General features: G+C 65.7%; 22 protein-coding genes. 7 read left to right on the top strand and 15 right to left on the bottom strand.

The genetic code is table 11. The features are described 5' to 3' along the window. Positions 1 to 26: 26 nt before the first annotated feature. From adh to eno, 8 genes are all read right to left on the bottom strand, one after another. Complete coding sequence (gene adh / locus WI560_RS14505; RefSeq protein WP_375308525.1) at positions 27 to 1,544, bottom strand: aldehyde dehydrogenase; 1,518 nt, start codon at positions 1,542 to 1,544, stop codon at positions 27 to 29. Between the two features lie 476 nt (positions 1,545 to 2,020). After that, positions 2,021 to 3,073 (bottom strand): IS110 family transposase, encoded by a 1,053-nt coding sequence (locus tag WI560_RS14500; RefSeq protein WP_375304826.1) that lies wholly within the window; start codon positions 3,071 to 3,073, stop codon positions 2,021 to 2,023. Positions 3,074 to 3,268: 195 nt separating this feature from the next. Further along, positions 3,269 to 4,228 (bottom strand): GAF domain-containing protein, encoded by a 960-nt coding sequence (locus WI560_RS14495; protein WP_375308524.1) that lies wholly within the window; start codon positions 4,226 to 4,228, stop codon positions 3,269 to 3,271. 214 nt (positions 4,229 to 4,442) lie between these two features. Continuing rightward, on the bottom strand, positions 4,443 to 4,760 hold the full coding sequence (locus tag WI560_RS14490) for a septum formation initiator family protein (RefSeq protein WP_028136207.1): 318 nt from the start codon (positions 4,758 to 4,760) through the stop codon (positions 4,443 to 4,445). 200 nt (positions 4,761 to 4,960) lie between these two features. Further along, on the bottom strand, positions 4,961 to 5,512 hold the full coding sequence (locus tag WI560_RS14485; RefSeq protein WP_375308523.1) for an NADPH-dependent FMN reductase: 552 nt from the start codon (positions 5,510 to 5,512) through the stop codon (positions 4,961 to 4,963). 179 nt (positions 5,513 to 5,691) lie between these two features. Further along, a complete protein-coding gene (locus WI560_RS14480; RefSeq protein ID WP_375308522.1) occupies positions 5,692 to 6,690 on the bottom strand; it encodes an MBL fold metallo-hydrolase in 999 nt (332 codons plus the stop codon). 120 nt (positions 6,691 to 6,810) lie between these two features. Beyond that, positions 6,811 to 7,944 (bottom strand): zinc-binding dehydrogenase, encoded by a 1,134-nt coding sequence (locus WI560_RS14475; protein ID WP_375308521.1) that lies wholly within the window; start codon positions 7,942 to 7,944, stop codon positions 6,811 to 6,813. 37 nt (positions 7,945 to 7,981) lie between these two features. After that, positions 7,982 to 9,265, bottom strand: coding sequence for a phosphopyruvate hydratase (gene eno / locus WI560_RS14470; RefSeq protein ID WP_375308520.1), 1,284 nt, complete (start codon positions 9,263 to 9,265; stop codon positions 7,982 to 7,984). 174 nt (positions 9,266 to 9,439) lie between these two features. On the opposite strand from eno, the gene WI560_RS14465 reads away from it, so the two are divergent. Next, positions 9,440 to 10,417 (top strand): lyase, encoded by a 978-nt coding sequence (locus tag WI560_RS14465; RefSeq protein WP_375308519.1) that lies wholly within the window; start codon positions 9,440 to 9,442, stop codon positions 10,415 to 10,417. 39 nt (positions 10,418 to 10,456) lie between these two features. Further along, the gene (gene queF / locus WI560_RS14460; protein ID WP_257194919.1) at positions 10,457 to 10,918 is read left to right on the top strand and encodes a preQ(1) synthase; all 462 of its coding nucleotides are present in this window, start codon (positions 10,457 to 10,459) and stop codon (positions 10,916 to 10,918) included. A 42-nt stretch (positions 10,919 to 10,960) separates the two neighbouring features. Here queF and WI560_RS14455 read toward each other — a convergent pair whose 3' ends face one another. From WI560_RS14455 to tpiA, 7 genes are all read right to left on the bottom strand, one after another. Continuing rightward, the gene (locus tag WI560_RS14455) at positions 10,961 to 11,176 is read right to left on the bottom strand and encodes a hypothetical protein (protein ID WP_028136199.1); all 216 of its coding nucleotides are present in this window, start codon (positions 11,174 to 11,176) and stop codon (positions 10,961 to 10,963) included. A gap of 66 nt (positions 11,177 to 11,242) precedes the next feature. Continuing rightward, positions 11,243 to 12,451 carry an MFS transporter gene (locus WI560_RS14450; protein WP_375308518.1) on the bottom strand — a complete coding sequence of 403 codons (1,209 nt, stop codon included), beginning with the start codon at positions 12,449 to 12,451 and terminating at the stop codon, positions 11,243 to 11,245. After that, positions 12,451 to 13,299, bottom strand: a complete 849-nt coding sequence (gene kdsA / locus WI560_RS14445) for a 3-deoxy-8-phosphooctulonate synthase (RefSeq protein ID WP_375308517.1) — start codon at positions 13,297 to 13,299, stop codon at positions 12,451 to 12,453. Before kdsA ends, WI560_RS14450 begins: the two co-directional genes overlap by 1 nt. Positions 13,300 to 13,579: 280 nt before the next feature. Then, on the bottom strand, positions 13,580 to 13,906 hold the full coding sequence (locus WI560_RS14440; protein ID WP_028136196.1) for an NIPSNAP family protein: 327 nt from the start codon (positions 13,904 to 13,906) through the stop codon (positions 13,580 to 13,582). Positions 13,907 to 13,986: 80 nt separating this feature from the next. Next, positions 13,987 to 15,618: a CTP synthase gene (locus WI560_RS14435; RefSeq protein WP_028136195.1), complete on the bottom strand. Its 1,632-nt coding sequence runs from the start codon at positions 15,616 to 15,618 to the stop codon at positions 13,987 to 13,989. Between the two features lie 166 nt (positions 15,619 to 15,784). Further along, complete coding sequence (gene secG, locus WI560_RS14430; RefSeq protein WP_028136194.1) at positions 15,785 to 16,171, bottom strand: preprotein translocase subunit SecG; 387 nt, start codon at positions 16,169 to 16,171, stop codon at positions 15,785 to 15,787. A gap of 140 nt (positions 16,172 to 16,311) precedes the next feature. Further along, positions 16,312 to 17,067, bottom strand: a complete 756-nt coding sequence (gene tpiA, locus WI560_RS14425; RefSeq protein ID WP_257194922.1) for a triose-phosphate isomerase — start codon at positions 17,065 to 17,067, stop codon at positions 16,312 to 16,314. Positions 17,068 to 17,345: 278 nt separating this feature from the next. Between tpiA and WI560_RS14420 the strand changes: the two genes are divergently transcribed. The 5 genes from WI560_RS14420 to WI560_RS14400 all read left to right on the top strand — a co-directional run bounded on the left by WI560_RS14420 (position 17,346) and on the right by WI560_RS14400 (position 24,549). After that, positions 17,346 to 19,244, top strand: coding sequence for a SurA N-terminal domain-containing protein (locus tag WI560_RS14420; RefSeq protein WP_375308516.1), 1,899 nt, complete (start codon positions 17,346 to 17,348; stop codon positions 19,242 to 19,244). A gap of 14 nt (positions 19,245 to 19,258) precedes the next feature. Continuing rightward, the gene (gene trpD / locus WI560_RS14415; RefSeq protein ID WP_375308515.1) at positions 19,259 to 20,272 is read left to right on the top strand and encodes an anthranilate phosphoribosyltransferase; all 1,014 of its coding nucleotides are present in this window, start codon (positions 19,259 to 19,261) and stop codon (positions 20,270 to 20,272) included. Positions 20,273 to 20,279: 7 nt separating this feature from the next. Beyond that, complete coding sequence (gene trpC, locus WI560_RS14410; RefSeq protein WP_375308514.1) at positions 20,280 to 21,101, top strand: indole-3-glycerol phosphate synthase TrpC; 822 nt, start codon at positions 20,280 to 20,282, stop codon at positions 21,099 to 21,101. A 1-nt stretch (position 21,102) separates the two neighbouring features. Continuing rightward, complete coding sequence (gene moaC / locus WI560_RS14405; RefSeq protein WP_375308513.1) at positions 21,103 to 21,642, top strand: cyclic pyranopterin monophosphate synthase MoaC; 540 nt, start codon at positions 21,103 to 21,105, stop codon at positions 21,640 to 21,642. 174 nt (positions 21,643 to 21,816) lie between these two features. Continuing rightward, entirely contained in the window at positions 21,817 to 24,549 is a 2,733-nt protein-coding gene (locus WI560_RS14400; RefSeq protein WP_375308512.1) for an EAL domain-containing protein, read from the top strand. Positions 24,550 to 24,573 lie beyond the last annotated feature (24 nt).

The raw sequence follows: 24,573 nt of genomic DNA, 5'->3' as shown, positions 1-24,573 counted from the left end.
TGGCGCCGCCCTCTCCGCATTCCCGATCAGAAGAAGCCGAGCTTCTTCGGGCTGTAGCTGACCAGGAGGTTCTTGGTCTGCTGATAATGATCGAGCATCATCTTGTGGGTCTCGCGACCGACGCCCGACTGCTTGTAGCCACCGAACGCCGCGTGGGCGGGATAGGCGTGGTAGCAATTGGTCCAGACCCGGCCGGCCTGGATCGCCCGGCCGAAGCGGTAGCAGCGGTTGGCATCGCGGCTCCAGACGCCGGCCCCGAGGCCGTAGAGCGTGTCGTTGGCGATCTCGAGCGCCTCGTCGTCGGTCTTGAAGGTCGTGACCGAGACCACGGGGCCGAAGATCTCTTCCTGGAAGATCCGCATCTTGTTGTGGCCCTCGAACACGGTCGGCTTGACGTAGAAGCCGCCGGCGAGATCGCCTCCGAGCTCGGCCCGTCCGCCGCCCGCGAGCACCTTGGCGCCCTCCTGCTTGCCGATGTCGATATAGGACAGGATCTTCGCCAGCTGCTCGCCCGATGCCTGCGCGCCGATCATGGTGGTGGCATCGCGCGGATCGCCCTGCGTGATCGCAGCGACGCGCTTCAAGGCCCGCTCCATGAAGCGGTCATAGATGTCGGCATGGATCAGCGCGCGGCTCGGACAGGTGCAGACCTCGCCCTGGTTCAGCGCGAACATAACGAAGCCCTCGATCGCCTTGTCGAAGAAATCGTCGTCCTCGGCGGTGACGTCCTTGAAGAAGATGTTGGGCGACTTGCCGCCGAGCTCCAGCGTGACGGGAATGAGGTTCTGGCTGGCGTACTGCATGATCAGCCGGCCCGTCGTGGTCTCGCCGGTGAAGGCGATCTTGGCGATGCGCGGGCTCGAGGCCAGCGGCTTGCCGGCCTCGAGGCCGAAGCCGTTGACGATGTTGAGGACGCCCGGCGGCAGGATGTCGGCGATGATCTCGGCCCAGACCATGATCGAGGCCGGGGTCTGCTCGGCCGGCTTCAGCACCACGCAATTGCCGGCGGCGAGCGCGGGCGCGAGCTTCCAGCAGGCCATCAGCAGCGGGAAGTTCCAGGGGATGATCTGGCCGACCACGCCGAGTGGCTCGTGGAAATGATAGGCGATGGTGTCGTGGTCGATCTCGCCGATCGAGCCTTCCTGGGCGCGCACCACGCCGGCGAAATAGCGGAAATGGTCGATCGCCAGCGGCAGGTCGGCGGCGCGGGTCTCACGGATCGGCTTGCCGTTGTCCCAGGTCTCGGCGATGGCGAGACGCTCCAGATTCTCTTCCATGCGATCGGCGATCCGGTTCAGGACCGCGGCGCGCTCGGCGACGCTGGTGCGGCCCCAGGCCGCCTTGGCGGCATGCGCCGCATCGAGGGCCGCCTCGACGTCCTGCGCGTCGGAGCGCGCGATCTTGCAGACGACCTGACCGGTCACCGGCGAGGCGTTGTCGAAATATTTGCCGGAGATCGGCGCGACGAACTTGCCGCCGATGAAGTTGTCATAGCGTTCGGCGAAGGGAACTTTGGTCACGCTGAGGAATTCCACCTTGTTCATTGATCACTCCCGTTGATTGCTGTTTGCGCAATTCGTCGCGTGTTCACGACTTGCGCCGACGATGTCGCGGGAGGGGTTCGCTGTCAGCCAGGGGGAAAGCGATGGCGGAGCGGACTTGTCGCAGTTCTGCGACAGGTCATGGACGCGGCGTCATCATCGTGTCCAGGACAAGCTGCAACGCGTCAGCGTTGCTGCGCAGAGCCGGGACCCATATGTGGACGGCCCCCGTGGCACAAGAGCTTTGTAAGGTTTGATCGGATCGCTTGCATCCATATGTCCGGCCTGTTGATGCGGCGTGTTGAACCGCGGGCCAAGATGGTTTTCGCGACGCGAGTTCCAATCAGAAGGGCGGTCTTGTTCGACCACTGGGTCCCACGGATTTGCTCGCATCTCGGAACGATCGATCGCACCATCTCCTCTGCTCTTGCAGCTCCGGTTCGGCCGGTGGGCGAGCCCGCCGGTCGGCCGAATCTCAACTACGCGGCGGCGGCCACTTCGGCATCGCTTTTGGCATCGAACCGCGCGCGGTCATAATCCTCTCCCGTCGCCATCAGCTTCCAGGCGATGCGTGCAGTCTTGTTGGCCAGCGCCACGGCTGCCTGCTTCGGCGTCTTGCGCTGGAGTAGGTCGAGCAGCCAGCGCGATCCACGACGGCGCTTCCCGGTCGCTTGCTTGACGACCGCGGTCGCCCCGACCACAAGAAGTTGACGTAATCTCTCGTCGCCGGCTCGGGTTATCTTGCCGAGCCTGGTCTTTCCTGCGGTGGAATGGTCTTTGGGCGTCAGGCCGAGCCAGGCTGCGAACAATCGTCCCGAACGGAAGGCGTGCGGATCAGGCGCCTTCATCACCAGCGCGGCCGCCGTCACCGGGCCGACCCCCGGGATCTGCGCCAATCGCCGGCTCGTGGCATCGGCCCGGTGCCAGGCCCGCAGCTTGGCCTCGATCGCCTTCAGCTCGGTCTGCACCTGGTCGTATTGCCGAGCAAGCATCACAAAAAGCTCGCGGGCCAGCACGGGCACACGTTCGTCCCGCTCGATCGCGGCCAGAAACGCAGCGAGCTTGTCCAGCCCCTTGGCCTCGGTCAGACCGAACTCCGCCGCATGACCGCGGATCGTGTTGGAGAGTTGCGTGCGACGCCCGACCAATTGCTCGCGGACGCCAAGCAGCATCAGTGCGGCCTGCTGCTCCGCCGTCTTTACAGGCACATACCGCATCCGCGGCCGGCTCGACGCCTCGCAAAGTCCCTCCGCATCGCGTCCGTCGTTCTTGTTGCGCGGCACGTAGGGCTTCACCAGTTGCGGCGCAATCAGCTTGACCGTGTGTCCCAGCCTGCCGAGCTCCCGTGCCAAGTGGTGAGCAGCCCCGCAAGCCTCAATCGCAATCACCGTCGGCGGCAGCTTAGTGAAAAACTCCAGCATCGCCTTGCGGGTCAGCCGCTTGCGCAGCACCACCTGCTCGGATGCATCAACCCCATGCAGTTGAAAAATATGCTTCGACGTATCCATCCCAATACGGATAATCTGGTTCACGGACGGCTCCTGTGAATGGGTGTCTGACAACCTCATTCTGGCACAACTGATGCCGTAGGGGGCCGTCCACCCCATCAGAGGCGGCACGGGAGGTATGCGGAGACATGGGCCCCGGCTCAGCAGCGCACCACGTCGCAAGGACGACGCGCTGCGCAGCGTCCGGGGCACGAGATCGGAGTTTGCGTAAACCGCAGCTCAGTGGTTCAGCCCGAACCGCTTCAGCTTTCGGTGCAGCGTGGCGCGGCTGATGCCGAGGGCCTTGGCGGCCGCCGAGACATTGCCGCCGGCGCGGAGCAATGCCCGTTGCACCACCGCGCGCTGGCCGCCGGCAAGATGATCGTGCGCGGCGTCGCCGCCGAGCAGATCGGCTGCGGGCATCGGCCGCAATGCCCGGCCGGGGGCGATTCCGAGCGCCGCCCGGGCTGAGCGGGTCGCGCCGATCACGAGATCGTCCGCATCGACCGCGACGAGGCCGCCGCCTTGGCCGTCCGCGGCTTGCGTCAGCACGATGCGGGCATGGGCGAACGCCTTGCGGAACAGATCCGCTTCGATCCGCTTGGCCGCCTCGCCCGCCGCAAGCGCGATCAGGCTGGAGAAGGCGTCGGTGCGGTCGGCGCGGCAGGAGGAGACGTCGAGCACGCCGGCGAGCGCGGCCTCATGGTCGTAGATCGGAACGGCGGTGCAGCTCAGCAGCGTGTTGCGCGCGAAGAAATGCTGGTCGCGGTCGATCGTCAGCGCACGCTGCTCGACGAGGCAGGTGCCAATGCCGTTGGTGCCTTCGTGCTCCTCGCTCCAGAGCGCACCGGTCCACAGGCCCCAGGACTGAAACGTCGCGTCGTCCGCCGGCGTGCCGCGACGGTCGACCGGCACGCCCTCGCCGTCGGCGAGCAGCACGCAGCAACCGCTGGCACCAACGGCCTGATAGAGCCGGTCCATCGCGCCTTGCGCGGCCGCGAGCAGCGGCGCGACGCGCTCGCGCGCCCGGTGCAGCTCGGCTTCGGTCAGCCGCATCGGCGAGGTGCGGCCGCCGGGATCGAGGTGATGCAATCTGGACGAACGGCGCCACGAGGCCACGAGCGCGGATCGTGCCGCCTGGCCTGACGCGATGGCGGCCTCGACACGGGCCGCGTGATGCCGGGGCATTGACCCATTCATCACAGTTTCCTCCGGATGACAGACTAGAACGTGCCGGCGCCACCCGTTTGATCTGCGTCAACTTCGAAAGAGCGCTGCACAAGCCATGAGCCTGCCGCGGTGCCGTCGTCAAGGCGGCCAGCCGTTCCAGACTTACGACCTTCGAAGGAGCATGGCGCCAAAAAGCCGGATCTCGGCAACGGCTTTCGCGACGGTTTCGCAATTCGCGAAAGCGCTACTTCGCCGGGATCATCCGAACGAGATCGCGCGGATTGACGTAGTCGAGCTGGAAGCGCGCCCGCTCGTCCAGCATGTCGGGATCGATCCGCTCGGACCGCAGCAGCGACACCCGCTGCTCGCTCCTGACGCGCTCGCGCTTGAGCTGGGCCAGTTCGCTGGTCAGCGCGATGATCTCCTGGTCGAGCTCCTGGCGGGCGTTGAGGCCGTATTTGCCGGTATAGGCGTTGACGCCGAAATAGCCGACGATGGCGGCCGCCATCGCGTAGAGGGCAAGTCCGGTCAGGATCGATTTCAGGCGCGCGCGGGAGACCATCCTGGGAAGATGGGACAGGTTGGTTAAGGGAGTGCTAATTGCAAGCGGCCCCCGCCCCACCAAACCCTCATGGTGAGGAGGCGCGAAGCGCCGTCTCGAACCATGCAGGCCCGACTGTCCCCGCGGCCATCCTTCGAGACGACCGCTTCGCGGTCTCCTCAGGATGAGGACCTGCGGTGTGGCCGCGGGGATATTTGGCCTCAGCCCTGATGTTTCGCCACATGCGCGGCGAAGGCGTCGATGTATTGCTGCAGCACCGTCTTCAGGGAGTCCTTGGTCAGGCTGCCGTCCGCGCCGAAGGCATCGCCGACGCCATTGAGGTAGATTTCCGGCTGCTGCAGCAGCGGACCGGAGATGCCCGGCAGGATGTTCTGGAGATGCTTGGCCGCGCTGACGCCGCCGAGCGGTCCCGGCGAGTTCGAGATGATGCCGATCGGCTTGCCGAGCAGCGAGCTCTTGCCATAGGGGCGCGAGGCGACGTCGATGGCATTCTTAAGGACGCCCGGGATCGAGCGATTGTATTCGGGGGTGACGAACAGGACGCCGTTCGACTTCTGAAGCTTGTCGCGGAAGGCCAGCCAGTCCGCGGGCGGCGCACCCTCGAGATCCTGATTGAAGAACGAGATGCCGGCCGGCGTGATGACCTCGAGCTTCAGCGAGTCGGGCGCGAGCTTGGCAAGCGCGTTGGCGATCTTCAGCGAAAAGCTTTCCTTGCGCAGGCTGCCGGCGATCGTGACGATGTTGTAGGCCATGAGATGTCCTTGAACCTTGAGGGAGGGTGCCGACAGCACTTAAGCGATCCGGCCTGATGGATGCAAGTGCATGAACCAGCCCGATTTGGAAACGCTGCGTTTCGCGCAAGCAGATGATGGTCCAAACGATCGGGCCGCCAAGCGGCGGCCCCATGCTTGCGCGCAGATGCTGACCCAGCTCAGATCGTCGGATTCCAGGCCGACGGGATCAGGCGATATTTGGCGCCGTCCTTCACGACATGACCGACCGACGGGAAGGTGAAGTGGAAGCCGACCACCGTCGCCTTCTCCGCTGCCGCCATATCGTAGAACTTGTGACGCGTCTGCTGCGCCATCGCTGCGTCCATGTCGAACATGACGTGCCAGTCGGGATTGCGCAGGAAGAATTCCGGGATGTTGGTGACGTCGGACTGGATCAGCACCTTGGCATCGCCCGAGGCAACCGCGAACGAGGTGTGGCCGGGCGTATGGCCCGGCGTTGCGATCGAGGTGATGCCCGGCGCGACCTCCTTGCCCCATTCGTACTTGGTCACCTTGGACTCGATGCCGGCGAAGATTTTCTTCACGTTGGCGAAATTGTTCTTCAGCCCCTGATTGGACTCGGCCTTGGCGGCGTTGTCCTCACTGGTCCAGAACTCCCACTCCTTGGCGGGCACCATGATCTCCGCGTTCGGAAAGGCAAGCGCGCCGTCGGCCAGGCGGACGCCGTTGATGTGGTCGCCGTGCATATGCGACAGCAGCACGACGTCGACGCTCTTGGGGTCGACGCCGGCAGCCTGCATGTTCTGCAACGTGCGGCCGACAGCGCCCTTGCTCGCCTCCAGATTGGCGATGCCGTTGCCGGTATCGATCAGCACCAGCTTGGAGCCGGGATTGATGAGCTGCGGGTTGAACGGGATCGTGACCATGCCTTTCGGCATGTAGGCCGCCTCCCCCGCGGCCAGCGCTTCGTCCTTCGGAATGTTGGCGACGAACTTGTCCGGCATCGGAAAGGTGCGCGCGCCGTCGTTGATCGAGGTGCACTCGAAGCTGCCGACCTTGTAGCGATAGAAGCCCGGCGCCTGCGTTCCGGCCAGCGGTGCTGCGGCCTTGGTGGCGGTCGGTCCAAGCCCGGCCGCGGCAGCCGCACCGAGGGCGGCGGCACCTGCGAGCAGATGACGGCGATTGAGATCGGTCATGGAAGGTCCCCTTCTGAGCGCTTTGCGGTTTTTCCGCTTGCGATGGCGGCGGAATTTAATCTCGCGCTGCGCGCAGAAGGCAAGACCTTTCCTTCGGTGACCTGCCGTCGCAGATCACGATTATTTATTCGGGTTGATGAGGAATTTTTCCCCGGTGGCGCGTTTGGCGTACACGGCGATGTTGGCGGGATCGAGCGCCTCGGAGAGCGACACAACCTTGGTGTAGTGGCTGGCGAATGTGGTCTTGAGCTCGGACGCGACGCGCTGGCGCAGGCGGCCGATCTCGGCCGGACCGATCTTCTGGAGGAACGGCGTCAGCAGCCAGCCGCCGACGCCCCAGGTCAGACCGAACGACCGGCTCAATTCGGTCGGCCGATTGTCGAGGCTGCCGTAGATATAGACCTGCTTGTACACGTTGGAGCCGTAGCGGCTGTATTCCTTCGCGGTCTTGTTGGCCGCGACTTCCATGGCGGTCAGGATCTGGCTGGCCAGCTTGCCGCCGCCGATGGCATCGAACGCGATGGTGGCGCCGGTCTCGACCAGCGCATTGGTGAGATCCTCCGTGAAGCTCGGCGCGCTGGAATCCACGATGTACTTGGCGCCGATCTTGCGCAGGATATCGGCCTGCTCCTTGCTCCTGACGATGTTGACGAGGCCGATGCCGTCCTTGATGCAGATCTTGTTGAGCATCTGGCCGAGATTGGACGCAGCCGCGGTGTGCACGAGCGCCTTGTGGTTCTCGCGCCGCATCGTCTCGGTCATGCCGAGCGCGGTCAGCGGATTGACGAACCAGGACGCGCCGTCGGCGGCCGTGGTGCCCGCCGGCAGCTCCATGACGTCGCGGACCTTCAGCACGCGGTACTGCGTGTACATCGCGCCGCCGATCATCGACACCGTCTTGCCCATCAGGGCTTTCGCCGCGTCCGACGCGCCGGTCCGGATCACCGTGCCGGCGCCCTCGTTGCCGACCGGCAGCGACTGGTCGAGCCGGCCTCCCATCATCCGCATCGCCGCCTCCGGCATCGTCGCGGTGATGACCGGCATCTCCTTGGTGCCGGAGGCCTTGGCGGCCGACATGTCGGCCGGGCCGATCAGGAGGCCGAGATCGGAGGGGTTGATCGGCGTCGCCTCGACGCGGACCACGACTTCGTCGTCGGCCGGCTCCGGCGTCGGGACCTCCACGAGCGACAATTCCAGCTCGCCGCTCTTCTTGAGCAGCGAACGCAGTTGCAATCCCGTCTTGCCGTCGCTCATGTCGATCCTCCCCTGTCCGTCTTTGCGCGGCGCCGGCTTATGCCAGCGCCTTCAGTGCCGCCTTGCCGCCGTACAGCGCCTGCTTGCCGAGCTGCTGCTCGATGCGCAGGAGCTGATTGTATTTGGCGGTGCGGTCGGAACGCGCAAGGGAGCCGGTCTTGATCTGACCGCAATTGGTGGCGACCGCGAGGTCGGCGATGGTGGAATCCTCGGTCTCGCCGGAGCGGTGCGACATCACCGAGGTGTAGCCGGCCTTGTGCGCCATCTCGACGGCGGCGAGCGTCTCGGTCAGCGTGCCGATCTGGTTGACCTTGATCAGGATCGAGTTGGCGCGGCCGGCCTTGATGCCGTCGGCGAGGCGCTTGACATTGGTGACGAACAGGTCGTCGCCGACCAGCTGGCACTTCTTGCCGACGAGGTCGGTGAGCTCCTTCCAACCGTCCATGTCGTCCTCCGACATGCCGTCCTCGATGGTGACGATCGGATAGCGCGAGACGAGGTCAGCCAGGTACTTGGCCTGCTCGGAGATCGAGCGGGTCTTGCCCTCGCCCTCATAGACGTACTTGCCGTCCTTGAAGAACTCGGTCGAGGCGCAGTCGAGGCCGAGCACGATGTCGCTTCCGGCCTTGAAGCCGGCCTTGCCGATCGCGTTCATGACGAAGTCGAGCGCGGCGTCGGCCGACGGCAGGTTCGGCGCAAAGCCGCCCTCGTCGCCGACATTGGTGTTGTGGCCGGCCTTCTTCAATTCGGACTTCAGCGTGTGGAAGACTTCCGCGCCGTAGCGCAAGCCCTCGGCAAAGCTCGAGGCGCCGACCGGCAGGATCATGAATTCCTGGAAGTCGATCGGGTTGTCGGCATGCACGCCGCCATTGATGATGTTCATCATCGGCACCGGCAACAGGCGCGCCGAGGTGCCGCCGACGTAACGGTAGAGCGGAATGTCAAGCGAGTTCGCGGCGGCCTTGGCGCAGGCCAGCGAGACGCCGAGGATGGCATTGGCGCCCAGCCGGCTCTTGTTCGGCGTGCCGTCGAGGTCGATCATGATCTGGTCGATCTGGGCCTGCTGCTCGACGTCGAGGCCGCTGAGGGCCTCGAAGAGCTCGCCGTTGACGGCGCCGACCGCCTTGCTGACGCCCTTGCCGAGATAGCGGGCCTTGTCGCCGTCGCGCAGTTCCACCGCCTCATGGGCGCCCGTCGAGGCGCCGGAGGGCACGGCGGCGCGGCCGAGCGCGCCATCCTCCAGCACGACATCGACCTCGACGGTGGGATTGCCCCGGCTGTCGAGGATTTCGCGGCCGATGATGTCGATAATGGCGGTCATGATGTGCACTTCCGTTCGTTAGGGCTGATCGGTGCCGCGGGTCTTACACGGGCCGCAAGCAAATGTGAACGTTTGGACGGCGGGCTTCGACTGACGCCTGACGCGGCCGCGGCTAAGCTCGCATTCGATTGATCTGCGCGTCCAACCTCAATCTCAACCAGCCGGGGTAACGCCATGAATCGCCGCCAGTTTCTCGTCTCGAGCGCCGCGCTGCTCGCGGCCCGGCCAGCTCTCGCCCAGGAGGGCCCGTTCCGGACGAAATATTTCCCGATCAGTGCCGGCATCGGCCTGCATGATCTGGCCCCCGCCCCCGACGGTTCGGTCTGGTTCACGGCGCAGGGCAAGGGCCTGCTCGGCAGGCTCGATCCCCGGGATGGCCGTTTCAAGACGGTCAGCCTCGGCGAAGGCGCCGCCCCGCATGGCGTGACCATCGGCCCCGACGGTGCGCCCTGGATCACCGAGGGCGGCCAGAACGCGATCGCGCGGGTCGATCCCTCCGATCTCAAGGTCACGCTGTTCCGCCTGCCGGAGAAGTTCGCTGCCGCCAACCTCAACACCGGCGTGTTCGACAAGGAGGGCACCTATTGGTTCACCGGTCAGTCCGGCTATTACGGCCGCCTCGCGCCGAAGTCCGGCGACATGAATGTGTTCAGGGCGCCCAAGGGCGTCGGTCCCTACGGCATCACTGTCACCCCCAAGGGCGATGTCTGGTACGCCTCGCTCGCCGGCAGCCATATCGCCAGGATCGACCGTGCGACCGGCAACGCCAGCGTCGTCGAGCCGCCGACGCCGCGCCAGGGCTCGCGGCGGGTGTGGTCGGATTCGAGGAGCCGGATCTGGGTCAGCGAATGGAATAGCGGCCACGTCTCGGTGCACGATCCCGCCGATGGGTCGTGGAAGACGTGGAAGCTGCCGGGCGAACGCCCCCGCGCCTATGCCGTCTTCGTCGACGACAAGGACAAGGTCTGGCTGACCGACTTTTCCGCCAACGCCATCGTGCGCTTCGATCCCGCTACGGAGACGTTCAACGTCTTCGCCAGCGACAAGGCCAATGCCAATGTGCGCCAGCTCGACGGACGGCCGGGCGAACTGTGGGGCTGCGAGTCCGGCAACGACCGCATCGTCATGATCCAGACGATTGCCGCCGGTTGACGGCGGCGATATTTGCGTCCATCCCGGCATCCTCAAAGGATGCAAGCGATGGCGAAGAAATCCCTCCAGCTCGGCCGTGCGGTCGAGTGGCCGCACACACCGGAAGACGCGCAGCTCGACCGCGTGCCCAATCCGCAAAAGGGCACCGACTACCTGGTGCGCTTCACTGTGCCGGAATTCACCTCGCTCTGTCCGGTCACGGGCCAGCCGGATTTCGCGCATCTGATGATCGACTACGCGCCGGGTGCCTGGCTGCTGGAGTCAAAATCGCTCAAGCTCTACATCGCAAGCTTCCGCAACCACGGCGCCTTTCACGAGGACTGCACCGTGATGATCGGCAAGCGCATCGCGAGCGAGATCAAGCCGAAATTCTTGCGCATCGGCGGCTATTGGTATCCGCGCGGCGGCATTCCGATCGACGTGTTCTGGCAGACCGGCCGCGTGCCCAAGGGCCTGTGGGTGCCAGAACAAGGCGTCGCGCCCTATCGCGGGCGGGGCTGAGAACGAGGTGAGCGGCGTGCGAACTGGTTTCGGCGCGCGGCGCTACTTGGAGACGGATGACCTTTCCCAGGGACGTTTGCCGTTGGCATCTCTGTCCCAGGGACGCGTGGTCGGGGCGTTCTTTTCCTCGGCAGCCGCTTTCGCGCGGTCAGCCTGCACCTGCTCGCGATCCGTCACCGGCGGCTTGGGCTGGGCTTGAGACGTCTGCGCGGCGACGGGAGCCATGGCGAGCAGCGCGGCGATCAGGAACTTTGTCATTCCCGCCTGTAGCACGCTGAAGGTCAGACCGTCCGATTTAGTTGCAGGTTTCCCGCGCGACTTTCGTCAGGTGCACGCGTCGGAGGGGGCCCGCGGCTTGAGCAGCCGGGCACAGACAACGCCCAGCACCACCATGATCCCTGCGCTCGCGAACAGCGTCGGGACCTTGCCGGCGTGCTGTAGCCCGAAGCCATAGGCGAGCGGGCCCACGGTCTGCCCCATGAAGAAGAAGAACGAATGCAGCGACAGCGCGGTGGCGCGCGCCTCGATCGAGAGCTCGCTGGCGAAGACCTGCAGACAGCCATGGGCGATGTAGAAGCCCCATCCCATCACGATGAGATTCAGCGCCTGCACTTCCCAGCGCGGTCCGAACGCGATGGCGACGAGCTGCGAGGCCACCAGCGCCATGCCTGATATCATCATGCCCTTGACGCCGAGCCATGGCAGCAGGCGCGACACCGTCAGCGTGTAGAACAGGCCGCCGACCGCAAAGCCGGCGATGACGATGCCGGCGATCGAGAGCGAGGTCTGGCCGAGCTCGAACAGGAACGAGGCGATGTAGGGAAACAGGCCGAGCACGCAGCAGCCTTCGATGAACACGGCCGAATAGCAGACATAGGCATTCGGGTTGGTGAAGATGGTGCGATAGCCGGCCTTCAGTGCCGACAGGCTCGTCTGCGGCGGGGGCTTGACCCTGGCGCCGCGAAAGCCGGCGGCGACTGCGATCGACGCCACGATCACGAGCGCGCCGAGCACTGCGAGCACGCCGCGCCAGCCGAGGAAATCGCCGATCAGGCCGGAGGCCGAGGCGCCGAGCAGATTGCCGGTCATGGCGCCGGCGAGCGTGCGGCTGATCGCAACCTGGCGCTTCTCGGGCCCGACGAGATCGCTGGTCAGGCTCAGCGCCACCGGAAACACGCCGCCCGAGCCGATGCCGGCAAGGATACGGGTCGCGAACAGAACCGAGAACGAGGTCGCGAATGCGCCCAGGATGTTGGCGAGGCCGAGCAGCGCGAGGCAGAAGATCATCAGCCGCGTCTTGCCGAACAGGTCGGCGGCAGCGCCGATGATCGGCTGGATGATCGAGAAGGTGAAGGCGAACACCGCGGCAAAGCCCGCGGCGGTGGCGATACTGACGTTGAAATCCTCGGCGACGTGCGGCAGCACCGGATCGAGCGCGCGCGCCGACAAGGCCGCGGCGAAGCTTGCGCCCGAGATGACGTAGAGCGCTGTCGGCAAGCCGTGATCCTGCGCCCGCGCCTCGCCTTGCTGCATCAGCGCGGGTTCTTGGCCAGCGCGTCGAACGCCATCAGTCTGGCGATCAGCCCCTCGAACTCGCGCAGCGGCACCATGTTGGGCCCGTCGGAGGGCGCGCGATCAGGATCGGGATGGGTCTCGATGAAGACGCCGGCAACGCCGACCGCGACCGCAGCACGGGCGAGCACCGGCACGAATTCGCGCTCGCCGCCTGACGAGGTCCCCTTCCCGCCCGGCTGCTGCACCGAATGGGTGGCATCGAAGATCACGGGCGCGCCGGTGGTGCGCGCCAGGATCGGGAGCGCGCGCATGTCGGAGACCAGCGTGTTGTAGCCGAACGACACCCCGCGCTCGGTGACGAGCACGTTGGGATTATCAGCACTCGTGATCTTGGTGACGACGTTGGCCATGTCCCACGGCGCCAGGAACTGGCCCTTCTTGACGTTGACGACCTTGCCGGTCGCAGCCGCAGCCAGCAGCAGATCGGTCTGCCGGCACAGGAAGGCGGGAATCTGCAGGATGTCCACGGCCTGCGCGACCTCGGCGCATTGCGTGGCCTCATGCACGTCGGTCAGGACCGGCAGGCCGAGCGAGGCGCGGATTTCGGCGAAGATCGGCAGCGACTGCGAAAGGCCGAGGCCGCGCGCAGCCGAGGCGCTGGTGCGGTTGGCCTTGTCGAACGAGGTCTTGTAGACGAGGCCGATGTTCAGCCGCGCAGCGATCTCCTTCAGCGCGGAGGCGACCTCCAGCGCATGCTGACGGCTTTCGAGCTGGCAGGGTCCGGCAATGATCGAGATCGGCAGATCATTGCCGAATTTGACGCTGCCGATGCTGACGACCGGCGCCGCTGAATGCGAAGAGCTCAAGGCAAATCCCTCGTTTCGGCGCGACCATAGCCGCGATGAGGGTCGGATCAACCCTATTCGGCCCGGACCGTTCGAATATCAGGGTTGCGCCGGAGTTCCCCGCCGCGGCCAGAACTATCGCATCGGAGCGCGAGAGTCTCCACTTCGTCATGCCCGGGCTTGTCCCGGCCATCCACGCCTTGCCACGCGGCACCAAGAACGTGGATGCCCGGGACAAGCCCGGGCATGACGACCTATTGTGACGGTCCAATTGCGACAGCTCGGGGCGCAGCAGGGGTTGCTACTTCACCGCCGAGAATGCGGTCGGCGTCAGGATCTGGCTGACGATGTTGCCGACGATCTGGCCGTCGGCTTCGCTCTCGGCGCGGGCTTTCATCCAGTCGGGATCGGTCATGAACGCGCCCCACTTCTTCTCGCGCTCGGCGAGCGAGTCCCAGGCCAGGAAATAGGTCAGCTCCTGGTTCGATTCACCGATCAGCGTCGTGAAGAATCCGGCCTGCTTGATGCCGTGCTTCTCCCAGATCTTCAGCGTGGCGGTCTCGAACCGCTTCAAGAGCGCCGGCAGCCGGCCGGGCACGCAGCGATAGACGCGCATTTCGTAGATCATTGCAGTTCACTCCCTTTGTTGTTCTTGCGGGGCGGAGTTGTCGCAACAAATTGCGTGCGCGTCAAAGGCGGGCGAGCCGGCTACACCAGCCGGCTCTGCACCATCGCCGCCTGAATGAACGAGGCGAACAGCGGATGCGGCTCGAACGGACGCGACTTCAGCTCGGGGTGGAACTGAACGCCGATGAACCAGGGATGGTCCTCGTACTCGACGATTTCAGGCAGCACGCCGTCGGGCGACAGGCCCGAGAATTTCAGGCCGTGCTGCTCGAGGCGGTCCTTGTAGGCGGTGTTGACCTCGTAGCGATGGCGGTGACGCTCGGAGATCTCGGTGGCGCCGCCATAGACCTGCGAGACCCGGCTGCCGCGGCTCAGTGCCGCTGGGTATGCGCCAAGCCGCATCGTGCCGCCGAGATCGCCGGCCTGTGAGCGCTTCTCGAGCTCGTTGCCGCGCAGCCATTCCGTCATCAGGCCGACCAGCGGCTCCTTGGTCGGGCCGAACTCGGTGGAATTGGCGTCCTCGATGCCGACGAGGTTTCGCGCCGCCTCGATCACCGCCATTTGCATGCCGAAGCAGATGCCGAAATACGGCACGTCGCGCTCGCGCGCGAACTGCGCCGCCTTGATCTTGCCCTCCGCGCCGCGCTGGCCGAATCCACCAGGCACGAGGATGCCGTTGACGTGCTCGAGGAACGGCGCGGGATCTTCCTTCTCGAAGATTTCGCTCTCGATCCAGTCCAGATTGACCTTCACCTTATTGGCGATGCCGCCATGCGAGAGCGCCTCGATCAGCGACTTATACGCATCCTTCATGCCGGTGTATTTGCCGACGATGGCGATGGTGACGTTGCCTTCGGGATTGCGCACGCGCTCGTTGATCTCCTGCCAGCTGCGCAGCTCCGGCGGAATCCGCGAGGCGATGCCGAAGGCGGCGAGCACCTCGTCGTCGAGGCCCGCATTGTGATAGGCCTCGGGCACCGCGTAGATGTTGTCGACGTCGCGCGCCTCGATCACGGCGCTTTCGCGCACGTTGCAGAACAGCCCGAGCTTGCGCCGCTCCTCCTTCGGGATCTCGCGGTCGGTGCGGCAGAGCAGGATGTCCGGCTGGATGCCGATCGAGCGCAGCTCCTTCACCGAGTGCTGCGTCGGCTTGGTCTTCAATTCACCGGCGCTCGGAATGTAGGGCAGCAGCGTCAGATGGATGTAGACGGCGTGATCGCGCGGCAGCTCGTTCTTGAGCTGGCGGATCGCCTCGAAGAACGGCAGGCCCTCGATGTCGCCGACGGTGCCGCCGATCTCGACCAGCACGAAGTCGTAGTCGTCATTGCCGTCGAGGACGAATTCCTTGATTGCGTTGGTGACGTGCGGAACCACCTGGATGGTCGCGCCGAGATAATCGCCGCGGCGCTCCTTGGAGATGATGTCCTGGTAGATGCGCCCGGTCGTGATGTTGTCGGCCTTGGTCGCCGGCCGGCCGGTGAACCGCTCGTAGTGACCGAGATCGAGATCGGTCTCCGCGCCGTCATCGGTCACGAACACTTCGCCGTGCTGGTACGGCGACATCGTTCCGGGATCGAGATTGAGATAGGGGTCGAGCTTGCGGAGGCGGACCTTGTAGCCCCGTGCCTGCAACAGCGCACCGAGTGCCGCTGAAGCCAGACCCTTGCCGAGCGAAGAAACCACGCCGCCGGTGATGAATATGTACCGCGCCATGGGACTTAACCTCTAATCCCCTACATTCGATTCGCCAAAGCGATTCGTATTCCGCCCCAAAGATTCTGCGGGCCTGTGGGTGAGCCAAAACTAAGAGTGGTGACAGTGCCTTGATGGGGATTGTTGATGCAGGACGGTAGCAGCCGCCCTGCATGGCCCCCCTGCTTTATTGCGAGCGCGGCACCTGGGGGCCGGTCGGAGCCGGCGCCTGCTGCTGCTCGTCCGCCTTCTTCAGCGAATCCAGGATGCCGCCGGAGGTCGGCGGCGCGATCGGCGATCCGCCGGCCGGCTGGCCCTGCGACGCCGGCGTGCCGATGATCGACGACGGCGCGCGGCTGTAGCCGGCGTGCCAGGACAGGAACATGCTGGTGAGGAAGAACCCGGCGGCCAGGATCGCGGTGGTTCGCGTCAGCAGGTTCGCGGTACCGCGGCTCGACATGAAGCCCGCGCCGCCGCCCATGCCAAGGCCGCCGCCTTCCGACTTCTGCAGCAGGACGGCGCCGATCATCACGGCGACGATCATGAGATGGATGACGATGACAACGGTCTGCATAGTGCCCTTCCGTCACAAGCGGGCGGCGCCTGACGTCGGCCGATCGCGCTTCGCGGGTTTTCCTGAAGTTGCGCGGTGTTACACGATCGGAGGGGGCATTGCCACCCCCGATCGGGTCCTGTTCAGCGCTTTGGACTTAGCTAGGGGCAGCCCTTGGCAATGGCAAGGAAATCGGCCGCCTTCAGGCTGGCGCCGCCGACCAGGGCTCCGTTAACGTTGCTCACGGCCATCAGCTCGGCCGCATTCGAGGGCTTCACGGAGCCGCCGTAGAGGATGCGCATCCGGCCACCTTCGGCCTTGAACCTGGTGGTCAGGAGTTCCCGAATAAACCCATGAATCTGCTCGACATCCTTGGCCGTGGGGGTCAGGCCGGTGCCGATGGCCCAGACCGGCTCATAGGCCACGACGAGATTCGCGGCGGTCGAGCCATCGGGCAGCGAGCCCGCGAGCTGCCCGCGCAGAATCTCCAGGGTCTGGCCGGCGTCGCGCTGCCCCTGCGTCTCGCCGACGCAGACGATCGCTGTCGCTCCGGCGCGCCAGGCCGCCTCGGCCTTTTGGCGGATCAGGGCATCGCCCTCGCCGTGATCGGCGCGGCGCTCGGAATGGCCGACGATGATGGCGCTCGCCCCCGCATCCACCAGCATTTCCGCGGCAATATCGCCGGTATGCGCGCCGGACGCCTTGGGATGGCAATCCTGGGCCCCGACCGCGACCTTCTTGCCGCGCGCCTTCTCGGCGAAGGCCGCAATCAGGGTCGCGGGCGGGCAGACCAGCAGATCGGCCTTGCCGGTCACCCCGGCCGCGCCGTCGAGCATGGCCTCGAACTCGGCAGCCTGGGCCTTCAGGCCGTTCATTTTCCAATTGCCGGCGATCAGGGGGCGGATGGCGTCGGTCATGTCAATTCCCAGCAAAATGAGGTTTGTGCATGCGCTAGCAGAGGACCTGCCGCAGTTCCAGATTCTTGTTTTGACGCGTTTTCCAGAGGCGAACCGGGGTCCACTTCGCTCGAAAACGCTTTGGGGCTTTTCACCGCAGCCGTAAGCGGTCGCAGGACCCGAGGTTGCGGGGGGAAAGCCGCCACTTTATGATGATGGATCAATTTGGTGACGCGCTTTTGCGGAATCTGCATTAAGACGCGCTCCCGTTCCCCTCCTGCTCAGACAAGTTGGACCAAATGCTTCGAGGAATGCGCAAGGCCTCATCAAACTGGCTCGGCAAGATCATTATGGCCGTGGTGATGGGCGTGTTGATCATCAGTTTCGGCGTTTGGGGCATTGCCGACATCTTCAAAGGCTTCGGGCAGTCCACGGTGGCCAAGGTCGGCGGCACCGAGATTTCGCTCAACGAGTTCCGCCAGATCTATACCGACCGGCTGCAGCAGATCGGCCGCCAGGTCGGCCGCCCGCTGACGCCCGACCAGGCCCGCGCCTTCGGCCTCGACCGCCAGGTGCTGCAGCAGACCATCGCGGAAGCTGCCCTCGACGAGGAGGCGCGCCGGCTCGGGCTCGGTCAGTCCGATGAGCAGATCCGCCAGGTCATCATGAACGACCCCAACTTCAAGGGTGTCGGCGGCAATTTCGATGCGAGCCGCTTCCAGGCCCTGATCCGCAATTTCGGCTATACCGAGCAGCGCTACGTGTCCGAGCAGCGCAAGGTGTCGCTGCGCCGGCAGATCACTGGCACGATCGGGGCCGGCCTCGAGCCGCCGAAGGCCATGGTCGACGTGCTGACGCGCTACCAGAACGAGCAGCGCGCCATTGAATTCGTCAGGCTCGATGCCGCCCAGGCAGGCCAGATCGACGCGCCCTCGCCCGAGGCGCTCGCGGCCTATTTCGAGGATCACAAGGTCCAGTTCCGCGCGCCCGAATATCGCAAGATCGCCTTCGTGGTAGTCTCGCCGGAAGAAATCGGAAAATGGAGTGAAGTCTCGGACGAGGACGCCAGGAAGGTGTTCGAGCAGCGCAAGGACCGGCTCGGCACGCCGGAGAAGCGCCAGATCCAGCAGATCGTGTTCCCGAACGCCGCAGAAGCGCAGGCCGCCCGGGAGCGCCTCGTCGGCGGCATGTCGTTCGAGGACCTCGGCAAGGAACGCGGGCTGAGCGCCTCCGATATCGACCTTGGCCTCGTCAGCAAATCTTCGCTGGATACGGCGGTCGGCGAAGCCGCCTTCGCGCTTCCCGCCGGCGAGATCAGCCAGCCGATCCAGGGCGCGCTCGGCACGTCCATCGTCAAGGTCGACAAGATCGAGCCGGGCAAGGAGGCCGACTACGCCAGCGCGAGCGGCGACATCAAGCGCGAGATCGCGATCGAGCGCGCGCGCGTCAAGGTCAATGATCTCCGCGACAAGATGGAAGACGAGCGCGGCGGCGGCGCCAGCGTGATCGAGGCGGCGCAGAAGCTCGGGCTCACCGCGGTCACCATCGAGGCCGTCGACCGCTCCGGCCGCGCCCCGAACGGCCAGCCGGTCCCCAACATTCCGCCGGGCCTCGACGTGGTGTCGCAGGCCTTCAGCACCGATGTCGGCGTCGACAACGACTCGATCTCGTACAAGGGCGGCTATGTCTGGTACGACGTGCTCGCCATCACGCCCTCGCGCGACCGCAATCTCGACGAAGTCCGCGACCAGGTCGAGGCGCGCTGGCGCCAGGACCAGATCGCGACCAAGCTCAAGGCCAAGGCGAGCGAGATGGTGAAGAAGCTCGAAGCGGGCGGCAAGCTGGCCGATGAAGCCGCCGCCATCGGCGCCAAGGTCGAGACCGCGACCGGCTTCAAGCGCGACGATACGCCTGCCAGCGTGCCTGCAGCAGTGGTGGCGGCCGCCTTCCGCGCCGCCAAGGATGGCGTCGGCCAGACGCCGGTGACCGGCGGCACCGAGGTCATCGTCTTCCGCGTCACCGACATCGTCGATCCCGCGGTCGACGCTGCCTCCGACGCGGTCAAGAAGCTGAAGGAGACCCTCGACCGGGCCCAGACCGAGGAGCAGGTCGCCTCCTACGTCAACAAGCTTGAAACCGACATCGGGACCACCATTAATCAGGCCGCCTTCGCGCAGGTGACCGGCGCGAACCAGTGAGTTGAAAGCACGCGATGGACGACCTGAAATCGATCATTGGAAAAGTGGCGACCGGCGCCAGCCTGTCGCGTGACGAAGCCTCTGCCGCCTTCGACGCCATGATGAGCGGCGAGGCCACGCCCTCGCAGATGGGCGGCCTGTTGATGGCGCTCAGGGTGCGCGGCGAAACCGTGGACGAGATCACCGGCGCGGTTGCGGCGATGCGCTCCAAGATGCTGACCGTGACGGCGCCGCCGGACGCCGTCGACATCGTCGGCACCGGCGGCGACGGCTCCGGCTCGGTCAACGTCTCGACCTGCGCCTCCTTCATCGTCGCGGGCGCCGGCGTGCCGGTGGCCAAGCACGGCAACCGCGCGCTGTCGTCGCGCTCGGGCGCCGCCGACGTGCTGGCCTCGCTCGGGGTCAGGATCGACCTGAAGCCGGAGCAGGTCGGCCGCTGCGTGCGCGAATGCGGCATCGGCTTCATGTTCGCGCCCGCCTACCATCCCGCCATGAAGAACGTCGGCCCGACCCGGGTCGAGCTCGCGACGCGCACGATCTTCAATCTGCTCGGCCCGCTCTCCAATCCGGCCGGCGTGAAGCGGCAGATGGTCGGCGTCTTCTCCAGGCAGTGGGTGCAGCCGCTGGCGCAGGTGCTGAAGAACCTCGGCTCCGAATCCGCATGGGTGGTGCACGGCTCCGATGGTCTCGACGAGATCACCCTCACCGGCCCGACCTTCGTCTCCGCGCTTCACAACGGCGAGATCCGGAATTTCGAGGTGACGCCGGAAGACGCCGGCCTGCCGCGCTGCGAGCCCGGCGCGCTCAGGGGTGGCGATGCCGACGCCAATGCGATCGCGCTGCAAAGCGTGCTCAATGGCAAGCCGAGCGCTTATCGCGACGTGGCCTTGATGAACGCCGCCGCCGCACTGGTCGTGGCCGGGCGCGCCAAGGACCTCAAGGAGGGCGTTGCGATCGGCACCAAGTCGCTCGACAGCGGCGCGGCGAACATGCGCCTGAAGCACCTGATCGCGGTCTCGAACGGCTGAGCCTGACATGTCGGACATCCTGACCAAGATCGAAGCCTACAAGCGCGAGGAGATCGCCGCCGCCAAGCGCGCGCAGCCGCTGTCTTCGGTCGAGGCAAAGGCCAAGGCGCAAGGGGCTCCGCGCGGCTTCGTGCGCGCGATCAAGGCCAAGCACGCCAATGGCGATTACGCGCTGATCGCGGAGGTGAAGAAGGCCTCGCCCTCGAAAGGCCTGATCCGCGCCGATTTCGATCCGCCGCAGCTCGCCAGGGCCTATGAGGCGGGCGGCGCGGCCTGCCTGTCGGTGCTGACCGACGCGCCCTCGTTCCAGGGCCATCTCGACTTCATGGTGGCGGCGCGCGCCGCGACCTCCCTGCCGGTGCTGCGCAAGGATTTCATGTTCGACACCTATCAGGTGGTCGAGGCCCGCGCGCACGGCGCCGATTGCATCCTGATCATCATGGCGGCGCTCGACGATGCCACCGCCCGGGATCTCGAGGACGCAGCGATTGCCCACGGCATGGACGTGCTGATCGAGATCCACGACCGCGCCGAGCTCGACCGGGCGCTGAAACTTCGTTCGCCGATGATCGGGGTCAACAACCGCAATCTTCGCACCTTCGAGACCACGCTCGCGACCAGCGAGACCTTGGCACCGCTGATCCCGGCGGACCGGCTGATGGTCGGCGAGAGCGGCATCTTCACGCCCGCCGATCTCGCCCGGCTCGAGCGCGTCGGCATGTCGACCTTCCTGGTCGGCGAGAGCCTGATGCGGCAGGCCGACGTCACCGCGGCGACGCGCACGCTGCTGGCGCGGCAGACGGGCGCGCGCGCGACCGGTACGCGCTGACATGGCGCGCAAGGCTTCCACGACCAGGACGAGGTCCTTGAAGACAAAGGCCTCGAACACGAAGGCCGGCCCCGCCCTCACCCATATCGGCGCCTCCGGCGAGGCACGCATGGTCGACGTGTCGGACAAACCGGCCACCGAGCGGCTCGCGGTCGCGGAAGGCCGCGTCGTCATGACCAAGGCGACGCTCGACCTGATCGTCTCCGGCAACGCCAAGAAGGGCGACGTGCTCGGCACCGCGCGCATCGCGGGCATCATGGCCGCCAAGCGCACCTCGGAGCTGATCCCGCTGTGCCATCCGCTCGCTCTGTCGAAGGTCATCGTCGACATCGAACCCGACGCAAAGCTGCCGGGCTGCCTCGTCCGCGCCAGCGTCAAGGTGACCGGACCGACCGGCGTGGAGATGGAGGCGCTCACCGCGGTGTCGGTCGCCTGCCTCACCATCTACGACATGATCAAGGCGGTCGAGCGCGGGGTGCGCATCGAAGGCATCCATCTGGTCGAGAAGCTCGGCGGCAAGTCCGGCCATTACCGCGCCTGAAGCGCGCTCGTTTCAGCGACCCGGCTCCCGCGACGCGCATCGCTTGCTTTTGCCTGCGACAATTCATGCTTCGTTAACCTCGCTTCCTAACTTCGCCTCCACACCGTCCCCGTAAACCGACGGGTGTTCTCAGGGCCAGAAGTTGATCCTGAGGTGTGCGCGGCAATGATCGGCATGAAGACGAGATTCGGCAGTCGCTTCTTTGACCAGGCCTTCGTGCGCAGCGGACCGATCCGCTGGCTGGTGGTGGGCGGCACGCTGCTGATCGCGGCCATCGCCATAGGCTCCGTCCTGATGGCGCAGAATTTCCGCGACCGGGCGCTGCGCAACTCCAGCCGCGAGCTGGAAAACACCGTGCTGATGCTTGCCCATCACTTCGACCAGCAATTGCAGGATTTCGCGGTCATCCAGAAAGACTTCGTCGATCACGCCCGTTCGATCGGCATCGCGAGCGTCGCAGACTTCCGCGCGCGCCTCTCCGGTCAGGACGTGCACCGGATGCTGCGTTCGAAGATCGAGGCGCTGCCCTATATCGGCGGCGTCAACATCATCGATGCCGAAGGCAACTTGATCAATTCGTCGACGACGTGGCCGGCTCCCAAGGTCAACGTGGCCGACCGCGCCTATTTTCGCACCTTCAGGTATGATCCCAATTCGCCCGACGTCTTGATCGAGCCATTGCACAGCCGCATCTCCGGTGCCTGGACCGTCTTGGTGGCACGGAGGATCGTCGGGCCCAACGGCGAATTCCTCGGCGTCGTCGGACGCGGAATCGAGCCTGCCAATTTCGAAAGGTTCTTCGCTTCCGTCGCGCTCGGCGAAGGCGCGACGATCTCGATGCTGCATCGCGACGGCACGCTGCTCGCCCGTTATCCCCATTCCAGCGAATTGATGGGACGAAACTTCAAGACCGGTGAGTTCGAACAGCAGCGGGTTTTCGGGCTCGATCATTTCGCCGGCCGTTTCACCAGCCCCATCGACGGCGAAGATCGACTGATCTCCTCGCGCGCATTGCCCAATTTCCCGATCCTGATGATGGCCACCACGACGCGTGCGGCGGCCCTGACCGACTGGCGCGAGCAGATCGTCATGCTGGTCTCGGTCGCCGCCGCCTCCGCACTCGCCATCGCAGGCGTGCTGATCGCGGTCGTGCGCAAGCTGCTGGAGCAGCATCGCGCCTCGCGCGAGCGGCTGACTCTGGAGAAGCAGCGGCTCGACCGCGCCGTCAACAACATGACGCAGGGTCTGCTGCTGTTCGACGCCGAGCAGCGGCTGGTGGTCTGCAACCAGCGCTACATCGAAATGTACGGATTGTCGGGCAAAATCGTGAAGCCCGGCTGCAGTTTTCACGACATCATCGCCCATCGCAAGGCAACCGGCTCGTTCACGGGCGACGTCGACGCCTACGTCGCGCGCGTGCTGAAGGGGATCCATACGCGCAATTCCATGGTGGTCGATACCTCCGACGGCCGCTCCATCCACATCCTCAACGAGCCGCTCGCGGACGGCGGCTGGGTGGCGACCCATGAGGACGTCACCGAGCGCCGCCGCATCGAGGAGCGCATCACCCACCTCGCCCTTTACGACGCACTGACCGATCTGCCCAACCGCGCCATGTTCCACGAGCATCTGCGCAACGAGCTGGCCGCGGCCGGCAATGGCGAAGAGATCGCGGTGCACTATATCGACATCGACGAGTTCAAGGGCGTCAATGACGCACTCGGCCACCTCGTCGGCGACGAATTGTTGAAATCGGTTGCCGCAAGCCTGCGCCGCTGTGCGGGCCCGGCGGATTTCGTGGCGCGGCTCGGCGGCGACGAATTCGCCGTGGTCCAGAGCGCGGTGACGTCACGAGACCAGGTCGACGAGCTCGTCGCGCGGGTGTTCGCGGCCATCCGCACGCCGTTCGACTGCATGGGCCATCATCTCACCACCGACGCCAGCATCGGCATCGCGCTCGCGCCGGAACACGGCACGGTGCTCGACCAGATCCTCAAGAACGCGGACATGGCGATGTACGCCGCCAAGTCCGCCGGACGCCGCACCTATCGGTTCTTCGAGCCGGAGATGGATGCCAAGGTGCGCGAGCGCCGGCAGCTCGAAGGCGACCTGCGCCACGCCATCGCCCAAGGAGGCCTCGAAGGAGGCCTCGAAGTCTATTACCAGCCCTGCCTCAGTCTGAAGGACGACCGCATCACCGGCTGCGAGGCCCTGGTGCGCTGGCGCCATCCCGAGCGCGGCATGGTCTCGCCGGCGGAGTTCATCCCGATCGCCGAAGATACCGGCCTGATCAACGAGATCGGCGAATGGGTGCTGGCGACCGCCTGCCGGGACGCCGTGAGCTGGCCCGACGACATCCGCCTCGCGGTCAACGTCTCGCCGGTGCAATTCAAGAGCGGCACCCTGGCCCTGAAGATCATGGCGGCGCTCGCCGCCTCGAACCTGCCGGCAAGCCGGCTCGAGCTCGAGATCACCGAGGCAGTGCTGATCCGCGACGACGATGCCGCGCTCGCGATCCTGCACCAGCTCCGCGCCATCGGCGTCCGCATCGCGCTCGACGATTTCGGCACCGGTTACTCGTCGCTGAGCTACCTGCACCGCTTCCCGTTCGACAAGATCAAGATCGACCGCTGCTTCGTCGACGACATCGCCGGTCCCGACGGCTCCGCCAGCATCGTCCAGGCCGTCGTCAACCTGGCGGCCGCGCGCCGCATGACCACCACGGCCGAGGGCGTCGAGACCGAGGAGCAGCAGCGCCTGCTGCGTGCGCTCGGCTGCTCCGAGATGCAGGGCTATCTGTTCAGCGCCGCAAAGCCGGCCGACAAGATGCTGGAGCTGTTCGCGCTGCATCGCAGCCGGCTGGCCCAGCGCGAAGGCCGCAGCGGCCGCCGCCGCGAGGCGGGTTAGTGCCGATGCAGCCCGGCGGGCTGC

It is taken from the genome of Bradyrhizobium sp. A11 (assembly GCF_042077125.1).
Classification (GTDB): Bacteria; Pseudomonadota; Alphaproteobacteria; order Rhizobiales; family Xanthobacteraceae; genus Bradyrhizobium; species Bradyrhizobium japonicum_B.
Note: the sequence above shows the minus strand (reverse complement) of the source record. Positions and strands in the feature narration are given on the sequence as shown.